This window comes from Chitinophaga sp. YR627 (genome assembly GCF_900114995.1).
In the GTDB taxonomy this organism is placed as follows: domain Bacteria; phylum Bacteroidota; class Bacteroidia; order Chitinophagales; family Chitinophagaceae; genus Chitinophaga.
This window is the reverse complement of the sequence record NZ_FOUX01000003.1, coordinates 323,026-347,233: the sequence shown is the minus strand read 5'-3', so window position 1 is coordinate 347,233 and position 24,208 is coordinate 323,026. Positions and strand designations below refer to the sequence as shown.

The 24,208-nt window shown below is 47.0% G+C and carries 25 protein-coding genes; 11 read left to right on the top strand and 14 right to left on the bottom strand.

Annotation, left to right across the window (positions count from 1 at the left end):
- Window positions 1-40: 40 nt before the first annotated feature.
- The 3 genes from ccoS to BMZ72_RS16830 form a co-directional block, all read right to left on the bottom strand.
- The gene (gene ccoS, locus BMZ72_RS16840) at window positions 41-256 is read right to left on the bottom strand and encodes a cbb3-type cytochrome oxidase assembly protein CcoS (RefSeq protein ID WP_089810359.1); all 216 of its coding nucleotides are present in this window, start codon (window positions 254-256) and stop codon (window positions 41-43) included.
- A gap of 87 nt (window positions 257-343) precedes the next feature.
- Window positions 344-2,737, bottom strand: coding sequence for a heavy metal translocating P-type ATPase (locus BMZ72_RS16835; RefSeq protein ID WP_089810357.1), 2,394 nt, complete (start codon window positions 2,735-2,737; stop codon window positions 344-346).
- Between the two features lie 125 nt (window positions 2,738-2,862).
- Window positions 2,863-3,573 carry a Crp/Fnr family transcriptional regulator gene (locus BMZ72_RS16830; protein ID WP_012788352.1) on the bottom strand — a complete coding sequence of 237 codons (711 nt, stop codon included), beginning with the start codon at window positions 3,571-3,573 and terminating at the stop codon, window positions 2,863-2,865.
- Between the two features lie 65 nt (window positions 3,574-3,638).
- On the opposite strand from BMZ72_RS16830, the gene BMZ72_RS16825 reads away from it, so the two are divergent.
- From BMZ72_RS16825 to BMZ72_RS16795, 7 genes are all read left to right on the top strand, one after another.
- Entirely contained in the window at window positions 3,639-4,223 is a 585-nt protein-coding gene (locus tag BMZ72_RS16825; protein ID WP_089810354.1) for a pseudouridine synthase, read from the top strand.
- Window positions 4,224-4,351: 128 nt separating this feature from the next.
- Complete coding sequence (locus tag BMZ72_RS16820) at window positions 4,352-5,227, top strand: YicC/YloC family endoribonuclease (protein WP_089810352.1); 876 nt, start codon at window positions 4,352-4,354, stop codon at window positions 5,225-5,227.
- 44 nt (window positions 5,228-5,271) lie between these two features.
- Window positions 5,272-5,781: a gliding motility lipoprotein GldH gene (locus BMZ72_RS16815; protein ID WP_089810351.1), complete on the top strand. Its 510-nt coding sequence runs from the start codon at window positions 5,272-5,274 to the stop codon at window positions 5,779-5,781.
- Window positions 5,762-6,781: a sensor histidine kinase gene (locus BMZ72_RS16810; protein WP_089810349.1), complete on the top strand. Its 1,020-nt coding sequence runs from the start codon at window positions 5,762-5,764 to the stop codon at window positions 6,779-6,781. The genes BMZ72_RS16815 and BMZ72_RS16810 overlap by 20 nt, the downstream gene beginning before the upstream one ends.
- Window positions 6,782-6,804: 23 nt before the next feature.
- A complete protein-coding gene (locus tag BMZ72_RS16805) occupies window positions 6,805-7,512 on the top strand; it encodes a response regulator transcription factor (RefSeq protein ID WP_012788347.1) in 708 nt (235 codons plus the stop codon).
- 266 nt (window positions 7,513-7,778) lie between these two features.
- Window positions 7,779-8,504 (top strand): sensor histidine kinase, encoded by a 726-nt coding sequence (locus tag BMZ72_RS16800; protein ID WP_177222817.1) that lies wholly within the window; start codon window positions 7,779-7,781, stop codon window positions 8,502-8,504.
- 129 nt (window positions 8,505-8,633) lie between these two features.
- Entirely contained in the window at window positions 8,634-9,389 is a 756-nt protein-coding gene (locus tag BMZ72_RS16795; protein WP_089810345.1) for a LytR/AlgR family response regulator transcription factor, read from the top strand.
- A 69-nt stretch (window positions 9,390-9,458) separates the two neighbouring features.
- On the opposite strand, the gene BMZ72_RS16790 is transcribed toward BMZ72_RS16795, so the two are convergent.
- The 3 genes from BMZ72_RS16790 to BMZ72_RS16780 form a co-directional block, all read right to left on the bottom strand.
- Complete coding sequence (locus tag BMZ72_RS16790; RefSeq protein ID WP_089810343.1) at window positions 9,459-10,217, bottom strand: SH3 domain-containing protein; 759 nt, start codon at window positions 10,215-10,217, stop codon at window positions 9,459-9,461.
- A 23-nt stretch (window positions 10,218-10,240) separates the two neighbouring features.
- Window positions 10,241-12,220 carry a BatD family protein gene (locus BMZ72_RS16785; RefSeq protein WP_089810341.1) on the bottom strand — a complete coding sequence of 660 codons (1,980 nt, stop codon included), beginning with the start codon at window positions 12,218-12,220 and terminating at the stop codon, window positions 10,241-10,243.
- Window positions 12,221-12,330: 110 nt separating this feature from the next.
- A complete protein-coding gene (locus tag BMZ72_RS16780; RefSeq protein ID WP_089810339.1) occupies window positions 12,331-13,035 on the bottom strand; it encodes an SDR family oxidoreductase in 705 nt (234 codons plus the stop codon).
- Window positions 13,036-13,087: 52 nt separating this feature from the next.
- Between BMZ72_RS16780 and BMZ72_RS16775 the strand changes: the two genes are divergently transcribed.
- Complete coding sequence (locus BMZ72_RS16775; RefSeq protein ID WP_255373221.1) at window positions 13,088-13,822, top strand: YjjG family noncanonical pyrimidine nucleotidase; 735 nt, start codon at window positions 13,088-13,090, stop codon at window positions 13,820-13,822.
- An 80-nt stretch (window positions 13,823-13,902) separates the two neighbouring features.
- Here BMZ72_RS16775 and BMZ72_RS16770 read toward each other — a convergent pair whose 3' ends face one another.
- From BMZ72_RS16770 to BMZ72_RS16750, 5 genes are read right to left on the bottom strand one after another with little or no spacing between them, the layout of a single operon-like run.
- On the bottom strand, window positions 13,903-14,154 hold the full coding sequence (locus BMZ72_RS16770) for a hypothetical protein (RefSeq protein ID WP_089810338.1): 252 nt from the start codon (window positions 14,152-14,154) through the stop codon (window positions 13,903-13,905).
- Window positions 14,155-14,187: 33 nt separating this feature from the next.
- Window positions 14,188-14,841, bottom strand: a complete 654-nt coding sequence (locus BMZ72_RS16765) for a phosphatidylserine decarboxylase family protein (RefSeq protein ID WP_012788339.1) — start codon at window positions 14,839-14,841, stop codon at window positions 14,188-14,190.
- 25 nt (window positions 14,842-14,866) lie between these two features.
- Window positions 14,867-15,754 (bottom strand): phosphatidate cytidylyltransferase, encoded by an 888-nt coding sequence (locus BMZ72_RS16760; protein ID WP_089810337.1) that lies wholly within the window; start codon window positions 15,752-15,754, stop codon window positions 14,867-14,869.
- A gap of 51 nt (window positions 15,755-15,805) precedes the next feature.
- Complete coding sequence (locus BMZ72_RS16755) at window positions 15,806-16,027, bottom strand: putative signal transducing protein (protein WP_089810335.1); 222 nt, start codon at window positions 16,025-16,027, stop codon at window positions 15,806-15,808.
- A 31-nt stretch (window positions 16,028-16,058) separates the two neighbouring features.
- Window positions 16,059-17,027, bottom strand: coding sequence for a CPBP family intramembrane glutamic endopeptidase (locus BMZ72_RS16750; RefSeq protein ID WP_089810334.1), 969 nt, complete (start codon window positions 17,025-17,027; stop codon window positions 16,059-16,061).
- A gap of 94 nt (window positions 17,028-17,121) precedes the next feature.
- Here BMZ72_RS16750 and dusB point away from each other — a divergent pair, with 94 nt between their 5' ends.
- A complete protein-coding gene (gene dusB / locus BMZ72_RS16745) occupies window positions 17,122-18,186 on the top strand; it encodes a tRNA dihydrouridine synthase DusB (RefSeq protein WP_089810331.1) in 1,065 nt (354 codons plus the stop codon).
- A 31-nt stretch (window positions 18,187-18,217) separates the two neighbouring features.
- Window positions 18,218-18,787 (top strand): NUMOD4 domain-containing protein, encoded by a 570-nt coding sequence (locus tag BMZ72_RS16740; RefSeq protein WP_089810329.1) that lies wholly within the window; start codon window positions 18,218-18,220, stop codon window positions 18,785-18,787.
- A gap of 77 nt (window positions 18,788-18,864) precedes the next feature.
- On the opposite strand, the gene BMZ72_RS16735 is transcribed toward BMZ72_RS16740, so the two are convergent.
- Together BMZ72_RS16735 and BMZ72_RS16730 are read right to left on the bottom strand one after the other, a co-directional pair.
- Window positions 18,865-22,176, bottom strand: coding sequence for a DEAD/DEAH box helicase (locus BMZ72_RS16735; protein ID WP_177222816.1), 3,312 nt, complete (start codon window positions 22,174-22,176; stop codon window positions 18,865-18,867).
- 69 nt (window positions 22,177-22,245) lie between these two features.
- Entirely contained in the window at window positions 22,246-22,761 is a 516-nt protein-coding gene (locus tag BMZ72_RS16730) for a thermonuclease family protein (protein ID WP_089810325.1), read from the bottom strand.
- A 75-nt stretch (window positions 22,762-22,836) separates the two neighbouring features.
- Here BMZ72_RS16730 and proC point away from each other — a divergent pair, with 75 nt between their 5' ends.
- Window positions 22,837-23,637 carry a pyrroline-5-carboxylate reductase gene (gene proC, locus BMZ72_RS16725; protein WP_089810322.1) on the top strand — a complete coding sequence of 267 codons (801 nt, stop codon included), beginning with the start codon at window positions 22,837-22,839 and terminating at the stop codon, window positions 23,635-23,637.
- 2 nt (window positions 23,638-23,639) lie between these two features.
- On the opposite strand, the gene BMZ72_RS16720 is transcribed toward proC, so the two are convergent.
- Complete coding sequence (locus tag BMZ72_RS16720; RefSeq protein WP_089810321.1) at window positions 23,640-24,140, bottom strand: SixA phosphatase family protein; 501 nt, start codon at window positions 24,138-24,140, stop codon at window positions 23,640-23,642.
- Window positions 24,141-24,208 lie beyond the last annotated feature (68 nt).

Genomic DNA, 24,208 nt, shown 5'->3' with positions numbered 1-24,208 from the left:
ACGAATGATAAGAGATGCGTTGCTAGTATAAAGAGGAGCGTTAGTTATGCTTGCAGATGCGTGATTTGCAGTTGGTGTTTGTGCATGCATTCCCTGATTTGCAGGTCGTTTCGGCCGGTTTTGTTTCGAACAGCACACGATGTGCAGGAGAGAAATTATCTTCAAATTGTCCATTCCTTACTGACCATATAAAAGCCGCCAGAAAGAACAGGGCTACCAGCAGGCTGGCTCCGAGAAGGATGATGATCACGCTCATAGTAATTGGTTTTAATTTCTATGAACAAAGCTAGTTTGTTGCAGATGGGGGTACGATGATGCTGCTCAACCAGTATACTGATTCATATCATGATCTGTTCATCCACTCGCTCAGGCCGTAGGTTAGTAATACGATGCTGATAGAACTGGCGGGCATCAGTATAGCGGCTGTCAGCGGAGAAAGAATACCCTGTACCGCAAAGAAAAGGCCGATGAAATTGTAGAGTAAGGAAATGATGAAAGTAATGATGATGATGCGTCTGTTGTTTTTGCAGATACTGATCAGCCGGGGTAATTGTATCAGTTCTGCTGCTTCCAGTATACCGTCACTGGCGGGTGTAAAGTTGTTGCTGTTTTCTGTCAGAGAGATGCCTACGTCGCTTTGTTTTAATGCACCCGCATCATTCAGTCCATCCCCTATCATCAATACACGATGTCCCTGTTGCTGTAATGAAACGACGTAATTCAGTTTGTCAGCAGGTTTTTGTGCGAAATGCAGACTGGCGGAAGCTCCCATGATCTTTTGCAGATAAGCACTTTCCGCGTCGTTATCACCGGAAAGTAAGGACAAAGCGTACTGCCGCTGTAACTGCTGGAGGAGGGATTGTATGCCATTTCTGTACTGATGGCGAATGATAAAACGACCGGCGTGATTGCCGTCAATTTTTATATATACCGTGCTGCCATCGGTGCTTATACTGTTGGCTGCTCCGATAAAGGCGGCGCTTCCCAGCTGAATGAAATTATATTCGATCCAGCCGCTGATCCCTTTCGCTTCAATACTGCGGAAATTGCGGACAGGCAGGCGTTCATCCTTTCCGCAGAAGCTGGCGATCATTTTACTGAGTGGGTGACCGGATTGTGCGGCCAGTGTACCGATCGCGATCAGTTTTTCGGGTGTAAGCGTTTCGCCTTCATAGGAAATGGTGGCTTCTGCTTTACCGGTAAGTGTACCTGTTTTGTCGAATACGATGTGATCTATTGTGGCCAGCCGTTCAATCGCCTCTGCATTGCGCAGATAGAAATGACGACGGCTGAGGATGCGCAGGATATGCCCGTTGGTGAAAGAGGCTGCCAGCAATAATGCACAGGGGCAGGCGATGATCAGTACTGCTGTTACGGCCGGCCATATACGGGAGGGATCGTTTATCCACCAGTAAGCAGCTGCAATGACAGCAATGCTGAGCACTACCCAGGTGAAATAACGGCTGAGCATATGGATAAAGGATACCTGTTTCTCCTGTGGAGAGCGTAATTCTTCCCTGTTCCAGAGACTGGTCAGATAGCTTTGTGCCACTTCTTTAATGGTCAGAATTTCAATATTTCCTTCCAGTTGTTTGCCGCCTGCATATACGATTTCTCCGGTGGCTTTATGCACTGGCACCGCTTCTCCTGTTACGAAGCTGTAATCAATGATGGCATTACCTTTTACGAGAATGCCGTCGGCGGGAATCAGTTCCTGATTGTGAATAAGCAGGGTGTCATTATTACGGATATCAGGTAATGCGGTAGGTACTTCCTGTCCGTTTTTCAGCACGGAGACGGCAATAGGGAAATAGGCGGTATAGTCGCGATCAAAAGAAAGACCCTGATAGGTTTTGTCCTGCAATATTCTGCCGACGAGCATAAAAAAGACGATCCCGGTCATTGAGTCAAAATAACCGGCCCCTGTTCCGCTGAATACATCTGTCAGACTACGAATAAACGTGACGATGATGGCCAGGACGATCGGCACATCAATATTAAGAAACCCGGTTTTTAATCCTCCCCAGGCCGAGCGGAAAAATACCTGTGCACTGTAGAAGAAAACAGGCAGGGCCAGGCTGAGATTCAACCAGCGGAAGAGATGGTTCATCTTTTCGTCTGAGTAGCCGTAGCTGGAGAAGTATTCCGGAAAACTGAGCAGCATAATATTGCCAAAGCAGCAACCAGCTACGCCCAGGCGGTATATGAGGTCGCGTTGTATGCGTGGTTTTTTCTGGCGAAGGTCCTGCAGACTGATATAAGGTTCATACCCGATACTGGTCAGTGTTTCTGCGATATGCCGGAGGGAGGTTTCCTCCTGACGGAAAATAACGAGAGCTTCTTTACGGGTAAAGTTGACAGTGACCTTTTGTACGCCGGCATCGAGGCGATGGAGATTTTCCAGCAGCCAGAGGCAGGAACTGCAATGGATATGTGGGATGTAAAAAGTAATATGGGTCTGACTATCGTCCTGGAATTGTATGAGTTGCTGCTGTATTTTTTTATCGTCGAGGAAGGCAAATTTATCTTTACGAACAGTTATTCGTTGCGACTGACCAGGATTTTCGTTGAGTGTATAGTAGTCACAGAGCCCATTTTCGTTCAGGATTTCGTATACCAGTTTGCATCCTTCGCAGCAGAAGTGATTGTTTTCCAGTACAATTTTGTTGTCCGGACAAGCTTCTCCACAGTGAGCACATTGCAATTTTGTATCAGGAATGACAGCGGTACTTGCCATGATAAATGGTTTGCTGCAAAACTACCCGGATGTAAAAAGGGGGGCAATGATGGGTATCAAAGGGAGGACTGATCTATGTCAGTAAGCAGGGAATATGGAGGTGATATCTTTGCGGAGGAAACGGATTAGTCCTGAAGGTTGGCGGTCCGGGTCAGTTCTTCCGGATTCAGCAGGCGGATCTTTTTGCCCTGGAGTTCGATCAGACCATCTTTTTTAAATTCAGACAGCAGGCGGATGGCCGATTCAGTGGCTGTTCCGACCAGGTTGGCGATCTCTTCACGGGAAAGGCGAACGTTGAGGGTGCTGCCATCCTGTTCTACCCCGTAGGTCTCTCTGATGAAAAGGAGTGTTTCGGCGAGACGTTCACGTACTGGTTTTTGCGCCAGGTGGGTGATCTTCATTTCGGCTTTTCTGAGTTCACTGGCAAGGATACGCATCATTTCCAGGGAAAGGCTGGCATCTTTCTGCAATACGCTCATGAAAAGGTCTTTCGGAATGAAGCAGACGGAGGAGTCGTCGAGGGCTATTGCCGAAGCGGTATAGCGTTCAGCGCTGAGCAGCGCTTTATAACCTATAATATCGCCGGGTTTGGCCAGACGAACGATCTGTTCGCGGCCATCGTCTCCACAGTGGGATAATTTTATCTTGCCTGTATTTACGCAATAAATGCCGAACGGGTAAGCGCCTTCCTGGAATACAATCTGTCCTTTTTTGTATGTAGTACAAACTTTCGCGGACTCTATCTCTTCCAGATTACACTTCTCTGCCTTGAATAAAATCGATCCAAAGCGGTCCTGGCAATTCGCACATGAGGCATTATGGTAAGGCGTACACATAAGTTTCAGTTGGCAAAATTACTAATTTACAGCCAAAATAATCGTACGACCTTACTACTTCGGGTATGCCATTTAAATATTATATAATATATAAGCCTTTCCAGGTACTTACGCGTTTCGGGAAAGAAGAGGGAAAGGCCAGTCTGGCGGACTATTTCGATGTACCGTCGGATGTGTATCCGGTGGGCAGACTGGACTATGACAGCGAGGGATTACTGATCCTGACGAACGATAAATCCTTAAATCACCGTTTACTGGACCCCAAATTTGCGCATGAGCGGGAATATTGGGTGCAGGTGGATGGAGCCGTGAATGCCGGGGCGATACAACAGCTGAAGCAGGGCGTTAAGATCGCTATAGATGGGAAGCCCTATCAGACCCGCCGTTGTCAGGCGGCTATATTTGAGGAGGATCCGCCGGTACCTGAACGGACTCCCCCTATCCGTTTCCGTAAGCTGATCCCGGCTCCCTGGATAAGATTGACCCTGGGAGAGGGAAAAAACCGGCAGGTCAGAAAAATGACTGCTGCGGTGGGTTTCCCGACGTTGAGACTTATCCGTTACCGCATAGCCCGCATTACTGTAGAGGGCTTAGAACCGGGCCAGATGCGGGAAATGGACCGGAAAGAGATCTTCGATCTGCTGTTTTAGGCGGCGTATACGGAGAGGGCCCGACGGACTTAGCGTCAGGGCGTACAGAAACAGTATATTGTTTGCCTGCACGTATTCTTTGCGTTTTGGGCTAATTTAGGTAGGTTTGTTGCCTACAAATCTCTATTATGCTGAAATCAATGACCGGCTTTGGAAGGGCGGAAATAACCAAGGGGGAAACTACGATTGTTGTGGAAGTGAAATCGCTGAATGGTAAGCAGTTTGAGGTGAACCTTAAAATATCGCCATTATTAAAGCCTTATGAGTTTGACATCCGTAATATAATGCAGCAGTCTTTGTTGCGTGGTACACTGGATGCGACGGTAAATATCAGGCAGAATGGAGCTACGCGTCCGGTGGTAATCAACACTGATCTTGCGAAGTATTACCATCAGTCCATTAAGACGCTGGCTACAGAATTAAACCTTCCGCAGGAGGATATGCTGAATGTGCTGATGAAATTACCGGAGGTGGTATCGCCTGCAACGGAACAGATCTCTGAAGAAGAGTGGCAGGAGGTTGAGAATGTGATCAGACAAGCGGTAGCTGATCTGGATGCACACCGTGCGGATGAAGGAAAGATGCTGTCAGCCGATCTGTTGCTGCGTATAGAGAACATCGGAACCTATTGCGCGAAGGTACGTGAACTGGATCCGCTGCGTAAAGACAAGGTACGTCAGCGTCTGGAATCGCTGCTGGCAGAACATGTGGGTAAGGAAAATGTGGATGAGAACCGTCTGGAGCAGGAACTGATCTTTTATTTAGAGAAACTGGATATCTCAGAAGAGCTGATAAGACTGGAGAATCACTGCCGTTATTTCAAGGAAATTCTGGCTGACGGTGATTCGGGGAAAGGTAAAAAACTGGGATTTGTGTTGCAGGAAGTGGGTAGAGAGATCAATACAACCGGTTCAAAAGCTAACGACGCCAGCATCCAGCAATGGGTGGTGCTGATGAAAGATGAACTGGAGAAGGCGAAAGAGCAGGTATTGAATGTATTGTAAGAAAGGCGTCGATCTTTACGTAATAAACGTATTTTCAATAAAATATGAATAGACTCTGCCGGATGATGGCGGCCGCGGGATTGTTGTTTGCAGCAGCGTCCTGTCAGCCCCTGAAAATGGACACCTATGAAAAGAACCTGGATATTCCGGGACATGAGTGGGCTTATGCTACTAAACCCGTTTTTGAGGTGACCGTGCAGCCTCAGGATACGGCCTATCTTTATAACATCTATGTGAATGTAAGGCATAAGGACTCCTACCCTTACAGCAATATCTGGCTGCTGGTCCATACGCAGTTCCCTGGCGATAAACCGGTGGCACAGCGCGTGGAACTGCCATTGGCCGATGTATCAGGCAAATGGTTAGGTAGCGGACTGGATGACATCTACGAGCACAGGATCCCTATTCAGCAGAATGCAATTCTGAACAGACCGGGAACCTACAAGTTTACTTTTGAACAAAACATGCGGCAAAATCCGTTGCCCGATATTATGAATGTAGGCCTGCGGATCGAGAAAGCCGGTTTACGAAAAAATGAAAAAGCTATTCCGTAATATGCAGGAAGGGAGAGCGATCTCCTTTATTTATCTTTTTGTGCTGGCATATACCATTCTCGCACTGGTATGGTGGGGGGTGCTGCTGTTTAATCAAAGCGAGCAGATCACCCGGTTTGAGATACAAAACCTCGTTTTACGTACTGACAGTATTGCACATCCTGTCGAATATCACCAGGAACTGGCGCGTATACAGACGACAGAAGAGAGACGTTCTGTCATGTTCTTTGGAGAAGGCCTTATTTTTCTGGCCATCATTTTACTGGGAGGATTCTTCGTTTATCGTGCCATCTGGAAGCAAATGCGCCTTTCACAGCAGCAGCAGAACTTTATGATGGCGGTCACGCACGAACTGAAATCGCCTATAGCCGCCGCCAAACTAAATCTTGAAACACTTCGCAAACATAAGCTGGACGAGGATAAGCGACTAAAACTACTGGATAATACCATCCGGGAAACCAACCGATTGGACCAGCTTTGTAATAATATATTACTGGCTTCACAAATGGAGTCACAGCGTTACCAGTTATTCCGGGAGGACATAGACTTTTCTTCCCTGCTGGAAAATGGGGTGAAGGAAATCCAGGCCCGCATTTCGACACATACGATACAGGCACATATTTTGCCTGATGTCTGGGTCAACGGAGATAAATTCATGCTGCAGATCTTACTGAGCAATCTCGTAGAAAACGCCGTAAAATATGCCCCCCGGAATACCAGGATCGATGTGAGTCTGGAGGAATGTAATAACAACGTGTTAAAGCTGAAAGTTACGGATGAAGGGCCGGGTATACCTGCAGATGAACGGGAAAGGATATTCCTTAAGTTTTATCGTATAGGCAATGAGAATACGCGTAAGGCGAAGGGGTCCGGACTAGGGCTGTTTCTCAGCAGAAAGATCGTACAGCAGCATGGAGGAACGATTGTCGTGAAAGATAATATACCCGCAGGCGCCAGTTTTGAGATATCCTGGCCGGTATATTCCATTCAAAGAGTGTAAATTAGTGATAGCAATTATTAACTATGAAGGAAGCTACTAAAGCATCCATACTACTGGTAGAGGACGAAGAGAACCTCCAGGAGGCGCTGAAGCTGAACCTGGAACTGGAGGGATATGAAGTAACGGCTGTAGATAATGGTACCGCTGCTTTAAAGGCGGTAAAGAACGAGTATTTTGATCTGATCATACTGGATATCATGCTTCCGGAAATGGACGGTATTGCCGTTTGTGAGAACATCCGTATTCAGAATAACGAAGTGCCTATCCTGTTTTTAAGTGCCAAAAACAGCAGCGCTGACCGTGTGCTGGGCCTGAAAAAAGGTGGGGACGACTATATGACCAAGCCTTTCAACCTGGAGGAACTGCTGCTGAGGGTAGAAAAGCTGATCGTGAAAAACAAGCGTATACAAGATAAAGACAGTGTTTCTACCGTATACCACTTCGGTAGCAATGAGATCGACTTTGCCGCCCAGGAATGTATTGGCAAAGATGGCAAACACTATGAGCTGAGCAAGAAAGAAACCATGCTCCTGAAACTGCTGATCGAGAATAAAGGTGAGGTCGTGACCCGTGAGAAGATCCTGCAGGTGGTTTGGGGGTACAACGTCTACCCTACTACCCGTACCATAGATAACTTCATATTGAACTTCCGTAAATATTTCGAAGAAGACAGCCGGAACTCCAGGTATTTCCATTCCGTAAGAGGTGTGGGATATAAATTTACCGAATAGCCATTGTTACCAGTTACCCTGATTTTTGCCCCGGTTGTTCTGCAAATGCTGCCTTGTAATAATTGCCCCTTTCCCGGCAAGCGGAATTGATGGATATTTAGCACCAGTCTTGACTACATTGCATGATCGTGCCTGCCGGAGCGTACGACTTTGCAAGGGACTTATATTATATCCTTTCGCAAACCTTTAGAAATTTGGTTTTTTGCTCTAACATACTCAATGCAGTAGGTTGGCCGTACTGGGTGTTTTTTCTGTTGAGTTTGATCATGATCTGCTGTGTCTTCTATGTCAGGGAGCGGCGCATAAAGCAGGCATCAACAAAAGAGATAAGCAGGCAACAGCAGCTGATACACCTGGAAATGCATGCATTTCAGGCGCAGATGGATCCGCATTTTATCTTTAACAGTCTGAATGCTATACACCACTACATCCTTACTACCAGTACCGATCTTGCTTCCCTTTACCTCACACGGTTTGCCCGTCTGATGCGCCTTATTATTCGTAACTGCAATAAGGAATGGGTGAATTTAGAAGAAGATATAGAGGCCCTGGAACTGTACCTGCAGCTGGAACAGTTACGTTTTGGCGCCCAGTTTGACTATGAACTGGACGTTGCCCCGGACGTATTCCAGCAGGTGACCTTCGTCCCGCCATTGATCATTCAGCCATATATACAGGAAGCGATCTGGAGACGGTTGCTGTTAAGACCCACCAAAAGTGGTGGATGTCTCCGGATCTGTATCAGCCGTGCCAATGAGATGCTGATCGTCAGAATAGAAGATAACGGTGTTAACCAGGACCCACCCACAGATGAAGCCCATCTCTCCAAGGGTATCAGTATAGCCGTGGCAAGACTTCGGGCCATTAATGAGCGGTATAATATGCATGCCGGTATTACTGAGCAGGAGCTTTACAATGATCTGAAACAACCTGATGGCCACGTTGTTATAATTAATATGCAGCAGGCAGCTGCCAGAGAAGGGGTAATGTAATGTATAAAAACGGCATCTGCGTAAAAGAAACTTTCACATCTTTACAGTAAATATTGTATTTTATATAGACCCTCGCCTATGCTATTCTTATGCTGACGGAGGGTCTTTGGGGACAAGAATAAATACGACATGCGCACCATTATCGTGGATGATGAAAAACTTAGCAGAAGCGTTTTGAAGCTTTTGCTGGAGAAGCATTGCCCTGCAGTTAATATAGTGGCAGTTTGCGCTGACGGGATTTCTGCATTAGAGGCAATAGAAAAGTACCAGCCAGACCTGCTTTTCCTGGACATTGAGATGCCGGGTCTGAATGGATTTGAGGTACTGAAGGCGTGCAAAGACGCCAGCTTTTCCATTATTGTTACCACTTCATATGATCATTATGCGTTGGATGCGATCCGGCATAATGCGCTGGACTATTTACTAAAACCCATTATCAGGGACGACCTGACGGATGCTGTTGATAAGGCTATAGCCCGTCATCAGCACAAAGGACAGCCAGAAAGCAAATCAGATACTTCCATCCTGGAAGTATTACATCAACACCTCTATCCGGGAGAACGACTCGCCTTACCAAGTCCGGAAGGACTGCGCATGCTGCTGGTAAAAGACATTTTATACTGTGTGGCTGACGGGGAAACAACCCTGGTGCATCTGGTCAATACAACGGAGCCATCCCTGGTATGCCGCTCACTGAAAGAGGTGGAAGGACAGCTGAAGAATAAGGGCTTCTTCAGGGTACATCATAGCTATGTGGTCAATCTTAATTATATGGACCGGTATATCAAGGGAGACGGAGGGGATATTATTATGAGCGATGGCAGTTGTATACCGGTATCACGTCATCGCAAGCAGGAGTTCATGGATAGGATAGAAAAGCTTTAAGCCGCAAACTACAGGCTTCCCGAAAGAAGTAGATCATATCCAACCAGATGCCCGTAGTTTGCGGCTTGTCTACAACCTCTTGATCTCTGCACAAGCCAGCCAGCCGGTCTTGCCATCCGGCAGCGATATCTTACAGAATTCCTGGGTCGCATCTGTTACCTGCACTTTTACTCCTTCGTGCAGTTCAAACATGTCTTTACTTTCATTATCAGGCGCCGCTTTTACCTTTACGGCGGTACCCATGATGATGCCCTGGTCGTGTGTGTTGGCCGTCATATATGCACTGATGCCCATGATCATATAAAACAGGAAACATGCCGCCAGGACGCCTGCGCCCCATCTCATTAATACTGGTTTGAAAGCAGGTATGAGCAGCAATACAACGATGCCGGTAATGGACAGCCAGAACAAAAGGATGGCGCCTGTGGCCCATCCGTCCGGACTATGAAAGTGCAATACGTGCAACCACCACTGCTGAAAGAACAACAGGGGCAGGTCATTGACATATCCTTCTACACGTTGATTAGCAACTGTCAGATTGTGCGCCGCTGACTTATTGAAAGGATCCGCTGAAAGGGCCTTTTCATAATTAAAGACAGCCAGGCCTGTTTTATTGGCCTTGTACCAGGCGTTGCCGGCATTCAGGTACAATTCCGGCTGACTAAACCCCTGGTCGATCAGTTGCTGGTAAATGTTGGCAGCTTCGGTATATTGTTTCTGTCTGAAAAGGCCGTTGGCTTTTTCAAATTCCTGCTGTGGTGCTGAGGCAGCGCCTGCAATGTGATACAGCAGTAAGAAAGCACATATAGCAGTAAATATCTTCTTCATCCTTTCCTTATCGTTAGCAGGGTTTATACTACGCTTTTTGCACGCTGGAGTTCTTCTTCCAGTTGGCTGATGACCTCAACGGCCTGCTGATAAGTCCCCTGCATCCTGTCATTGTTATGCATTGGTGTATACAGGGCCATTTCACAGTCATCCAGCAGGTCAAACAGTTTGGCAGTATATTGTTCGCTCACCTGTTGCTGTGCAAGTTTATCCTGGATCAGTTGTTTACTGAGATCTGCGAAAGGCACATGCAGTTTATTGCTCAGATACCCCCAGATGGCTCTGGACGTTTCCTCATAAAATGCCTTGTCTTTGCCTTCTTTCAGGTAACGGGCTGCCAGTTCAAGGCGCTTCAGGGCTACCTTGTTTGCATAGCGGTACTTGAGGAATGCAGCATTGTTCTGCTGATAGTTCCTTTTGCGGCGGTAGATGAGAGCAGCTACCAGCGCCAGTAGTGGCAGCAACAGTAATATGTAGAACAATGGGCTGACCAGCAGGAAGCTGCCCTGTTTAACCCAGTTGAGTACACCGTTATAGTTGGAAGTAATGGTATTTCTGTTGACGCTGAAGTCTTCTTTTTCACGTTTGGTTTGTTTTCCAGCTGTTACGTGAACTGAAAAGGCTTCAGAACGGATGGTCTTGTAGCTATTGGAGGCGATATCGAAATAAGAGAATTCCACCGGCGGGATCGTCTGATCGCCTGCTTCCTGTGGCATCAGTACATATTCAAACTGACGGGAACCGGATAAGGGGTTACTGTTTTTCTCAATATTGTCGGTCACCTTCGGATCGTATTTCTCAAAACCTGCGGGCACATCGACTTTTGGACCATTTAGCAGATTCACGTTCCCCTGACCGGATACGATCACTTTCAGAGTGAGCGCATCATCTGTGCTCAGGCTTTTCTTGTCGATGGTAGCCGTCATGTTGAATTTACCCACGGCTCCGGCAAAACTGGCCGGACGGGTATCAACAGGGAGCGGTTTCACCGTCACTTTCACGGGAGCTGTCTGTATTTTATACGGAACGTCCTCGTAGGTTACTTCCGGACGGTTAAAGATGTCATCAAAGAATGGATCATCGAAAGGATCTTTGAAAGACGGGTCGTTGAACAGATCTGCAAACGGGTCTCTTGCGCGTTTGTTATTGTTCTTGACAAGTTTGACCAGTCTTACATGGTTATCTACCTCTACCGGGTCCAGTTCAAGGGTACCGGATTGTAATGGGAACAGCAGTGTTTTGCGGATGGTAAATACGCGGAAACGTACGCCATTAACCACTTCTTCTGTCGCCTGGGGCGGATTCGGTAATTCGATATCCTTGGCAGAAAAGCCTTTGAAAGCCGGCACCTTGGTCACACTGGAGTTGGTTGGGAGCCGGGTATATAACTTATAAGTAGCGGTTAATTGCTCACCTTCATACAGGGAGGTCTTATCCACATCTACCTTTACGAAAATATTCTTCTTCAGTTTTGCATTGACGTCTTCCCCATTCCGGAGCACGCCTTCCATTTCGTCCTGTTGTTGCTGCTGACGCTGTGCACGGCTTTGTGGATAACCCTGTTGTGGTGCTGTTTGCTGAGGAGCCTGACCACGACTGGAGTTGGATTTTACCACCTCAATAGTGACCGGGTTAGAGCGCACAACTTTTCCGTCGGAGCGGGCAGTGGCTCCCGGAAGGGTAAAGTTACCCACCCTTTTGGGCTGAACCACGTAGATCAGGGCAATGTACTCGAAACGGCGGCCATTCATGATAGATTGACCCTGCATCTGGGATGGCCCTTGCAGGATTTCAAAATCGTTGAAAGCCGGAGGAGTAAAGCTGGTGACGTTTGGCGCATTTTCCAGCATGAATTGTATCTGAAACGGTTCATCCACCGCGACCTTATTACTGCTGACGCTGGTAGTGAACCTGAATTCCTGCGCCTGCAGGCACGTGATTGCGCCCAGACAAAAGAACAGGGATAATACAAACTTCCTTATACTAACAGTAGTGACATTCATAATGCAAAACAAATTTAACCAAAGCCAGCCCTGTTGGTGCCGAAAGCCCAGTTAAAAGTTAGTTAAAAAAATAATCTATATAAGCCCGGAAGTGCTTGCTGGTGAAGGGTTTATGAGATATCACCCAATATCGGCCGCATGATGACCTCTTCCACAACGGCCTGTTCAGACAGTGTATATGCTCCCCACAGCAGCTTCGCGACGTCTTCTGGTTCCATCATTCTGCGGGGTGGAGCTTCGAAGCCTTCCCAGGAAGCAGTTAATGTAGGACCTGGACTGAGTGAGGTAACTTTTACATTGTGTGCTTTTAATTCTTCTCTCAGGTTCTTTGAGAACCCAAGCAGGGCAAACTTTGTGATACTGTAAGCGCCTCCATTAGGGTAAGAGGTATAGCTGGCAGTAGAACACATATTAAAAATATGACCTTTCCGATTAGCTTTCATCCCACCCAGTAACTGACGGGTGAGGTGATAGGCACTATATACGTTGGTCGCCATCAGGCTTTCCAGCAAGCCGTCTTCCTGCTCGTGCAGTGAACCGGGAACAAAGAGACCGGCGTTATTTACGAGGATATCTACCGTAGTAAAGGTGGACTTGATCCGGTCTGCAAATGCCAGTACCTCCTCTTTTTTCCCCATATCCGACGGTATGGCAAGGACCTGTATGGCCGGATTGACCAATCGGATATCAGCGGCTGCTTTTTCCAGTGTATCTGCATTTCTGGCACAGATCGCTACATTAAATCCTTCACTGGCCAGCTTTTCTGCTATCGCCTTACCTATTCCCTTACTGGCTCCTGTAATAACTGCGTTCATATCTGTTGATTAAAGAATCCGGAAAATAGTAAAAAATGTGCATCCCCACGTAATGAGTATCTTTGTGGCAGCCAAGGAGAGTCAGCAAATGAAATACAAGCATATATTTTTTGACCTCGACCACACATTATGGGATTTTGAAACGAATTCCACACTGGTGCTTGAGAAGTTATACCATGCATACAATCTGGAAGGACGTGGAGTACCCTCTTTCAAAGCATTTTACGATGTCTATACAGTGTACAATGAGAAACTCTGGGACCGTTTCCGGAAGGGATTCATCACCAGAAATGACCTGCGTAACAAACGTTTCCGCTTAACCCTGCTGGATTTTAAGATCGGTGATGAAAAGCTGTGTGAAACTCTGAGTGTACAGTTCCTGGCAGAATTGCCGACACAGACAGCCCTGTTCCCGCACGCAAAAGAGGTGCTGGAATACCTGGCCGCTAAGAACTATCCTATCCACATGATCACCAACGGGTTTGAGGAGACACAATATGTTAAGATGAAAAGTTCCGGGATAGATCACTTTTTTACACATGTCATCACTTCAGAGTCGGCGGGCAGTCTGAAACCTTATAAAGAGATCTTTGATTATGCCATTACCAAAGCGGGTGCGACTACGGATAGCAGTATCATGATCGGAGATGCACTGGATATTGATATTATCGGTGCGCATAATGCGGGGATAGACCAGGTATATTTTAATACCCTGAAACCTGTGACTGGCGATCTGCGACCAACTTATGTTATTAACAGCCTGCACGAACTGAAAGGCATTCTTTAAGCAGTACAGGTTTATCAATAAAAAAAGTCCCTTCTCCAATATCTACGGAGAAGGGACTTTTTTTATTGATAATCAATTATTTATTTTCCTGCTGGTTTTACTGCCGGAGCTGGCTGTGCCGGTTTTGCCGGTTTAGCAGCTGCGGTACGTAAAGCGGCGGTCTTAGAAGGCTGTTTGCAGCATGCGCCGCCTTTTTTGTTGGCCGCCTTTGAACAGGCGACACCTTCTTTAGCTGATTTATTGCAGCAGGAATGGTCTTTGGATTTATCCTGGGCATATACAGCAGCTGCAAGGAATAATACGGTTGTGGTACCTATAATGAATTTCTTCATGACTGTCTGTTTTATGCTGATAAATATAACCAATTATATGGTAGCGATCACTGTCTGGCCACCACGTACAACCTGTTCTAACTGAACTGACACAGGAGTACCGATTGGCAGATAGATGTCTACTCTGGAGCCGAATTTAATGAAGCCCAGTTCTTCATTCTGGGTCACCTGCATGCCTGGTTTCAGGTAGTTTACGATACGACGGGCCAGTGCGCCTGCGATCTGTCTTACCAGGATGTCAGCTTTACCATTTCCGATCACTACTGAGTGACGTTCGTTTTCAGTAGAAGATTTTGGGTGCCATGCTACCAGGTATTTACCTGCGTGGTACTGAGATAATTTTACCTGACCGCTGATAGGGTTCCTGTTCACGTGAACGTTAGCAGGGCTCATGAAGATGGACACCTGTAAACGTTTGTCTTTGAAATACTCAGGCTCATAGGTTTCTTCAATCACCACAACTTTACCATCGCAAGGAGCAATGACCAGGGATTCGTCCAGTTTCATTTCTCTTTTCGGAATACGGAAGAAGGAAATGATAAAAAGGAATAAAACCAGGGAGAAACCAGCTACGATTCTGCAAAGCAGCGGCATATGTCCCAGGAAGTAGAAAATTACGCCATTGATCAGTGCAAGAACAGCAAAAGTCAGTAAAATGGTGGCTAATCCTTCTCGATGGATCTTCATTGTTGTTGTGTTATTTTGTGCGAAGTTAAATCATTGCGAAGAAATGTACATATAACCAGGCGAATGGAGCCGCCAGCAGCAAAGAATCAAAGCGATCCATGAAGCCGCCGTGACCCGGCATAATGCTGCCGGAATCCTTGACACCCGCCATACGTTTCAGTTTGGATTCGATGAGGTCGCCTGCTGTACCGAAGACAGCGGCAATGCCTGCCAATACCAGCCAATGTTGTAAAGCGAGGTACTGTTCGCCCCAGAAATGTCCATATACACCCGCCGCGGCGATTGCAAGGATCATCCCTCCTACTGTGCCCTCGATGGTTTTCTTGGGAGAAATAGCCGGTGCGAAAGGCGTACGGCCGATCAGTGAACCCACGATATACGCCATGGTGTCATTGATCCAGATAAAGGCGATCAGCAGTAGAGGGATCAGCCATCCCGGGCCGGTACCTGTTGCTGTTTCGGTAAACTGGATGCTTTTATAATTCAGGCAAAGGTGTATCAGCAGGCCGAGTGACAGGGTGATATAGGCCAGCCCCAATGCGGAATACCCCATGTTTTTGAGCTGGAAGTCCTTACTGAGCAGGATCTCTCCTATCGGCAGGATCAGTAGGAAGATGACCGTCATCCACCAGCCAAGAAAGCCCAGGGAAAGATTCGCAGAAGAAGAAAAATGCTCCCCTGTAAAAGCCATGATAAGCGAGCAGCTGGCTACCAGCAAGCCGGTCTTATGCCAGGTGGATATGTTGGCGTAATCCGGGTCAATGTGACGGATCAGCTTAAAATATTCCTGTAAAGCAAAGAAGTTGATCAGAAAGAACAACAGGAAAAATGTAAAAGGACTATATAAGATCCCGCCCAGCATTACCGCCACAAAAACCAACGCAGTGGCTGTACGGGTAAAGAATGTTTTCATGTAAAGAAGACGATTGGTTTATAAATATGCACCTGAGCGCAAAATTGCGTGTCAGGAGAGGCTTTCCGGATTTTCGGCCAATAGGCGACGGGCTTCCGCTTCCTGGGAGTCGTGAACGAACAATTCAGCCATGCCCGGTAAAGCTGACAGATATGAAGAATCCAGTCTGTTGATAAGAACGACATTAATGCCATTTTCTTCCAGCATTCCTTTAACAATTTCCGCACGGAATACCTGGTTGGTATAATAAATTTTTACCCAGTCTTTTTCCATAATAATCTGTTTGTTAGGGCTAAAGTACAAATTACTTCCCGATTGATTCAATATTGTCTGTAAAGTCTGTCCGTTGCTGCGGAAAGTTTCTTTCCGCCAAAGGCGTCCGCTGGTATAACTGCCAGGCGACTGCAATTGTCAGCGCCAGACTGCCAATGGCCAGGTACCATTCTGTGGTGCCGGCGTCCATTGGATCAGTTTTAAGGACTTTTATCTGGTAAAGGTAAACCATCAACACCTGAAGACCGTTATTAAGAAAGTGGCCAGCTATTGAGAGCCATAAATTACCGCTCAGGTAATAGATGGTGCCAAGGAGAAATCCGAGTAGTAAACGGGGAACGAAGTCCATCCATTGCATGTGGATGGCGCTGAAACAGGCAGCAGTGATCACTATCGCCAGCCAGGGAACTTTAGGGAGCATTTCGATAAACAGACGTTGCATGACCCCGCGGAAGAAGAATTCCTCTGCTATTGCAGGCGCGGCAGCAATGATCAGCAGATTGATCAGCAGGCTGGTAATATCCGGCATTGTGAGGAGTACCCGGGTAAGCGCCTCTGTTTCCTGTTCCGTCCTTTTCAGGTCTGCTGAAAATGGCCAGGTATGATTCCAGTCCGCAGTAAAACTGACAAAAGGCAATGCCAGGAACATGATCAAAAGTGCTAATATAATGCCCGTCAGGCGTGGGCTGCGGTCAATACTCAACCAGTTTGCCGCACGTTTAAAGCTCAGCCAGGCAAAAATTACGGGTGGGAATAAATAAACTACTAAAGTGTATAGAAATTGCGTTAATTTCAGATAGCCGAGAACTTTAGGGGATACAGGGACAGACGACTCCTGCGCATATGTCAACGCTTTTTGCATCGAAGCCAGGGAAGTGCCGCTTATCAGAGGAAATATAGCCACCAGAAAAGTCATATATAGCAGGAAGCATATAAGGAAAATGGCAACAAATGCTGCAAATTGAAGAGAAGGCGGATATTGCTTCAAACGGCCTGTCATAGATTAAATTTGCGTAAATTTACATTGTGAAATCGAGTTGACAATTGCTTTCCGGATTTACCGGAGCGATATGGGTCAGCCCACAATAGATAAAATGGTAAAGATTGGAAATATAACATTAGGCAATTTTCCGCTATTGCTTGCTCCGATGGAGGATGTTAGTGACCCGCCATTTCGTGCGGTGTGTAAAGAGAAGGGCGCGGACCTGATGTATACTGAGTTTATCTCTTCGGAGGGACTTATACGTGATGCCATAAAAAGCCGGCGGAAGCTGGACATCTTTGATTACGAGCGCCCTGTGGGCATTCAGATATTCGGAGGAGACGAAGAACCTATGGCTATGGCCGCCCAGATCGTGGAGGCTACTAACCCCGACCTGCTGGACATCAACTACGGTTGTCCGGTGAAAAAGGTGGTATGTAAAGGGGCCGGTTCTGGTATCCTGAAAGATATTCCCAAAATGGTGAAACTGACAGCTGCCGTAGTAAAGGCTACAAAGCTGCCGGTAACAGTAAAGACCCGCCTTGGCTGGGACGACGACACCAAAAACATTGAAGAAGTTGCCGAACGTCTGCAGGATGTAGGTATTCAGGCTCTGACCATTCATGGCCGTACCCGTACTCAGATGTATAAAGGCCATGCCGACTGGACACTGATCGGAAAAGTGAAGAATAATCCGCGTATCCATATTCCTATATTCGGTAACGGGGACATATGTACCCCGGAGCAGGCAATCGCTGCCCGTGAGAAATATGGAGTTGATGGCGTAATGATCGGACGTGCCGCGATCGGGTATCCGTGGATCTTCAATGAAATAAAGCATTTTATGAAAACGGGTGAACATTTACCGCCGCCATCTGTTCTTGAACGGGTGGAAGTATGTAAAAAACACCTGCAGCATTCTGTGCAATGGAAAGGTGACGTAGTGGGAATACTGGAAATGAGAAGGCACTATACCAATTACCTGAAGGGTTTACCTCATATCAAAGAATTCAGACAACAATTAGTAACTTGCAGTACATTGGCAGCTGTAGAAGATGTGTTAGACGCGATAGCATTGCATTACAAAGATCATATTATTGAAAGGACATCCCCCCTTACTGACCAGAGCCTACTGCCAGCAAAGAATGAAGTAGCAGATTGTAACGTTTACGGATAAACCCCAGGTTCAACTATTAAATTTCTTTCACATGGCCACGATTAAAAATCTGAAAAATGAAGTCTGGAAAGACTTGCAGATTAAAAATAAATCTGCCCTGCGTAAAAAGTATGCAGTCTCTAACATGGGAAGAGTGATCAGCTATTATGAGGACATTTTAGACGGGAAGTTGTTGTCCGGGTCCACGGTAGAAGGCTATACGGTATTGAACGTAAAGCCAGCGGACAGTTATCAGTCCCTTTACCTGCACCGGGAAGTAGCAAAGTTATTTAATAAGAAGCCGGGACGTAATTACAAATATGTAATCCACATCGATTACGAAAAGAAGAACAATAAAGCCACTAACCTGCAATGGGCTACCAAAGAAGAAATGGAAGCGCATCAGCAGTTCAGTCCTGCCAAGCTGGCCTACAAGGAAAAACAGCGTAACAGGGTAAAAGGGCTGAAGCTGAACATTACCAAAGTAAAAAGCATCAAACGTCTGTTGGCTAAACCCGGCAGAAAAACAATGAAACAGATCGCTGAACAATTTGATATCAGCGAAATGCAGCTCTACCGCATAAAAAGCGGAGAAAACTGGAGCCATGTAACATTGGATTAAAGCCTGGTTTACCAGGAATGATCATATGATGTTGTCTGACATACAGCCATCTGTTTTTTGGACAGGTGGCTTTTTCTTTATACGCAACTGGTGATGCTATTCAGCAGTTCTTCATAATGACTACTGGCTCTCAGTACCGGTTCATATCCCATAATGATCACCTGGTGCCTTGCCCTTGACAACGTGACCAGCAGTTTTCTGTCTACCTCTACCCTATCCTGCTCCCAGTGAAATACCCCCAGGTTCTGCAACAAGCCCAGTTGTACAGGATGATATACTGCCAGCGAAATAATAATGATATCGTTTTCTGCTCCCTGAAATCGTTCTGCCGTGTCAATATTGATCGCCTGTAGCTGCTCATCATTACCGATCAGTTCCCGGATAAGGCTGATCTGTGTACGCCAGGGCGTTACCACGCCAACGGTTTCCTTGCCGAAACGTTGCCCGTACCGGTTACGCAGATAGTGTAACAGGGAGACTACCCTGTTCGCCTCTGTCCTGTTCATTTTGGAGGTAGGTTCCAGCGGACTGGGGATGAACAGCGTACGTCCCTTTGAAAGTATCTGTGCCCAGTTTTCACTACCCGGGTGCTCCGTCATGTTATGAGGATATGATTGTTGCGCACTACCTGCTGATAGCTGACCGGCATAATAATGATTGATTAGCGAAGCGATGTCGGTATGCATGCGGAAGTGTGTATTCAGCATGCCCCATGCATAGTGCCAATGGTTGTCCTTACAGCGCCTGATCAGTCGCTCAAATAGGGTACAACGCAGATCGGAGATTCCTTCTGCATGCAGCAGGGGTTGTGTGGTATGGCAGAAAAAATCGTCCTGGGCTACTACCGGTGGCAGCTGGTTCTGATCGCCTATCAGGATAAACTTCCTGAATGGCATCAGTAAGCCCAGTAACTGAGGTTCGGTGAGCTGAGAGGCTTCATCTGCAATCAGAATATCCGTTTTTACCCCCAGCATCTGTAACAGGTGCAGACGGGTCGCCATTGTCGCCACGGTACCTACGAATACGCGTTGCTGGAGAATGAACTGTGCAGCACCAGCGATATCTCCTTCCATACAATACTGTCGCAGCCGATTTTCGGTGGCAGACCGGCGGCTGCCCATACGCAGGTGTGCAATGCCTTTGGTCTCCAGTTTACGGCAGATTTCCTCTACAGCCCTGTTGGTGAAAGCCACCACGATCGTCTGTGTTTCGGTTGCTGCCAGTACGCCTACCAATGCGGTCAGTAAGGCTGAGGTTTTGCCGGTGCCGGGAGGTCCCTGTATCAGGTAATAGTCTTCTGCGTCCAGCGCAGCCTGGAGAATCCCCTGCTGGTTATCATTGAACATCTTTGGTACCGGAATACGCTGCGGGGCTGTCTGAGGTGCTCTGCGTCCCAGTAATAGCTCCATTTTCTCCTGTAACCGGGGTTCCAGTACATGGAATAAGGCGGTTGCCGCTATCCAGTAATTCGATTCATAGATATCATGCTCGATCGCCCATAACTGTTGCTGTGCAAAGAAGTCATGACCGATCTGCCGGTTATTGAGCGAGAATGTAAGGGTATCTTTCGCAAGGTCATCTATCCTGCCCTTAAGTACCTGGTGACGTAAGGGAAAGAGTCCGTCAGCGGAACGCGGATAGATGATCGCGGTATCTCCCGGACGAAAGTTATGGTTGACCGGAATCTCGACATTAAAGACTACCGTACTGCTATCGGTATCGAAATGCCGGAATTGCAAGCCGGGCATAATATTAAAACGTTCCAGTTTCTCCTGCTCATGCAGCAGCCATAAAGCGGCAAAACCTTCGGCGTCTTCTTCCCTTTCGGCTGCGGAGTACATACCGCATTTCGCCAGTAAGTATTCCCTCAGTAAAAAGGACAGAAACTGCTGATAATAAGTGCGTAGTAAAGGGCTGGCGCGCTGGTATACGTCATGGAAGGCTGTGAAGTGTACTACATTGAAAGCTGGTAAGCCTTCAGCGGCTTCCTCGGTGATTTTATCCAGTATGTCGTATTCGCCTGCGGCAAGTCTCAGCAACTGGGATACAATCTCGTTTCTAAGCGCCAGCAATTCGTTTTCTGCCTGTCTGCTGCTGCTGACATTACGGAGTGGCGTATCTGCTGCTGCTGAATAAAGGATCGCGGAACTCCCCCGTCTTTCATCACCAAAAGCGGATTGCAGCAGGAGATTATAGCCCACCACCTGCATTTCGTGATTCTTCCAGGCACCATACTCCGGACTACGTCCGCTTTTTAATTCAAAGATCTCCTTACGCAGCGGATCGCTTTCGTCTTCCGCAAGGATATCCAGACGTCCCTGTAGTCCATAGTTTGCGGAGAAGAAGGTCGGTTCTATTCTGACCGGTCGGTTATGCATTTCTGCTGCTGATTGGAGTAGGTTGGGCCAGTGCAGACTGCGAATATCAGCAAACATGCTATTGAGTTCTGCCCTGCCGTAAGCGGCCGCCTGTAATACATGATCAGCCACTGCTTCTACAAAGGATTGCCGTAGTTCCATTTTAGGGTCACGCAATACATTGTCCAGCAGAGAATTGACCACATTTCCCTTGAATGCGGCGATACCCGGCGTCTGTGGTACCAGTTTTCTTACCAGGTAAAGCAGTTGATGTGAGCCGTGTCTTCCAAAACATTCCGCCAGGTCACTGATATCGATCAGCAGATCGGGTTCCAGGATGATGCGGGTAACACTTACCGCCTCGTATACCTGCGGCGCTTCGCTTTTACTGCAATACAATACATGTATAGTATCATAGGCTCTTAGCTGGGCATGCAGAGAGGTGGCATGCGTATACACACTTTCTGAGATCATCAGCTGAAACTGACCCAGTTCGTCGTTACGGCAGTCCAGCATGAAGTAGGGTGCATGCCCCGGTTTTTTCTGCAGAATACCCACCTGTGTGACCAGACATTTCAGTTGCGGTACCAGTTCATCAGAAAGCTGTGGCGCATAGGATAATGTCTTGTCTTGCACATTACTGCACAAGCTCTCCAGTATTTCAGGAATGGGTTCTTCAAAAAAATGACAGATAGTATCTGCCATTGTGCGGATGCAGATCAGTGCCAGTTCATCGTCTGTTCTCAGATGATGGTTAATGGCTTTATAAGTAAGTATGCGAAGTATGGTTAATTGTTCCTCCAGGTGAGCGGGAACGGTGTATTTATCGAAGTAGAACTGCATCCGGGCAAACAGGTTGCCGAAGCTGCGGGTCTCTTCCCGTGTAAGATGCCGGAACAACTGATCCAGCAGTTGTCGCAGTTGCCGTATGATCTCTACAGGAGATGGTCTGTCGGAAATTTCCAGCAGACGCATATAACAGGCATGACCGGTAAGGTGATGCTGGGATGCATTGGTCTTATTCACTGACATATTAATGGGCTGGGCATCAATCATTCAGCAGGCAGTGATGATGCAAACGGCAAGTTAAGCAAAAACAGCTTAGGCTGCTTTACGTGGTTTGTTATTCCGTTTTTCCGCTCTGAATAACCAGGGCGCTACCGGCTTATTAAGTGCCCATAAACCCAGTTTCTGGCGTTTGGCGGTAGCCTGTGCTGCTGCCAGCGGAGCACTTTCAGAATACTCTGTATAATGCCATGCGTATCCATCAGAGATCATTCTGCCGTTGACGTACTGACCATCGGCACTGTATACATCTCCGATCCAGCGTTGATATTTGTCTTTCCGCAGCAACTCTACGGTGACTGTTTTGTTAAAGCAAAGATTGGATAGCGCCTGCTTGCTTTTTTGATAGAAGTCCTGACCTTTTTCAGGCGCATCGATCGCGCTGAGACGTATCTTATAAGTTGTCTTATTTACGAGCAGTTCAAAAGTATCACCATCCACAATGCGAACTACTTTTCCCTTTACCTTTTTCGGGGGATTGGCTGCGAAGGAACGTTGAGTAAAAAGGCATAGGATAAGGCATGACACCACACAAATAAAAACTTTCGGCATTACACGGTGTATTTAGGGATGCGAAGTAACAAATTTTTGTTCTACCTTCCGAAGGATTTAAAGTAATAAGTGAACATGTCCAACAAGAAAATAGCCATCATCGGTGGTGGTAATCTGGGTAGCGCGATAGCTCAGGGATTGTTAAAAAGCGGGTTTTCAATGCCTGCGGACCTGACCATAACAAAACGTAATCTTTCTTCTTTAAGTGAATTACAGTCGTTAGGAGTACAAACAATTTCAGATAATGAAACCGCGATCCGTAATGCTGAAATTATCGTGGTTGCGTTGAAGCCATATAATGTCAGAGAAGTACTGGCGCAGGTGAAGAGTGCATTTGACCCTTCCCGACAGATTTTGATCAGTGTAATTACCGGTATTTCCATTGCCGATCTGGAAGAGATTGCAGGCGCTGGTATGCCGGTGGTGCGTGCGATGCCCAATACGGCGATCGCCATACAGGAGTCTATGACCTGTATCTGTCACAAAAACGTGTCTGCGGAGCAGGCGGTGTATGTAAAGGATATGTTCGATCAGTTGGGCGTTGCGGTCATGATCGATGAAAAGCTGATGGATGCGGCGACCGTATTGGGCGCCTGCGGCATTGCCTATGCACTGCGCTTCATCAGAGCCAGCATACAGGGTGGTATCGAGATCGGCTTTGATGCACGTACAGCTAACCTGATCGCGGCACAGACCGTGAAAGGGGCGGCACAACTACTGATCAAAGAGAATCGTCATCCGGAAGAGGAAATAGATAAGGTGACCACTCCAAAAGGCTGTACAATTGCGGGCCTCAATGAAATGGAACATCAGGGTTTCAGCTCTTCACTGATCAAGGGGATTACTGTTTCCTACAATAAGATCGCTAAGGATTAACTTCAGACAACCTCCTGTTTGGGGTAATCAAAGAACAGGAAGGACTTTCGCGCACTGTCAAACTCTTTCCAGGAGTCTGTATTGGCCTGAACAGCAAAAATACCTGAAGTAGGGATATTATCGATCCTGATTTCCTGGGTTATATAGTTGGCGAAATCAGTAATGCCTGGGTTATGGGCAAAGATGGCTACGGTGTCGATATCGTCGTCTACTTTGGTAATGACCTTGAGAAAGGTGGAGGCGTAACAGAGGTACAGCTCATCTTCAAGCATAATAGCGTCTTTGTCATAGTGCCATTCCTTGGCCATCATTCTGGCGGTCGTTTTGGTACGTTTTGCCGGACTCGCAATCAGGAGTTCAGGCATGATACCTCTGGTCGCAAGTCTGTTCGCCATTTCCGGGGCATTCTGTTTACCACGTTTGTTCAATGGCCTGTCAAAGTCGTCTACGTCGGGGTCATTCCAGCTCGATTTGGCATGACGGATTAGTAATAATGTTTTCATAACAACGATGTTATTATGCAGCAGAGGATCTGCTGTGCGAGGTTTGAGTTAGTATTAGCATTTACTGT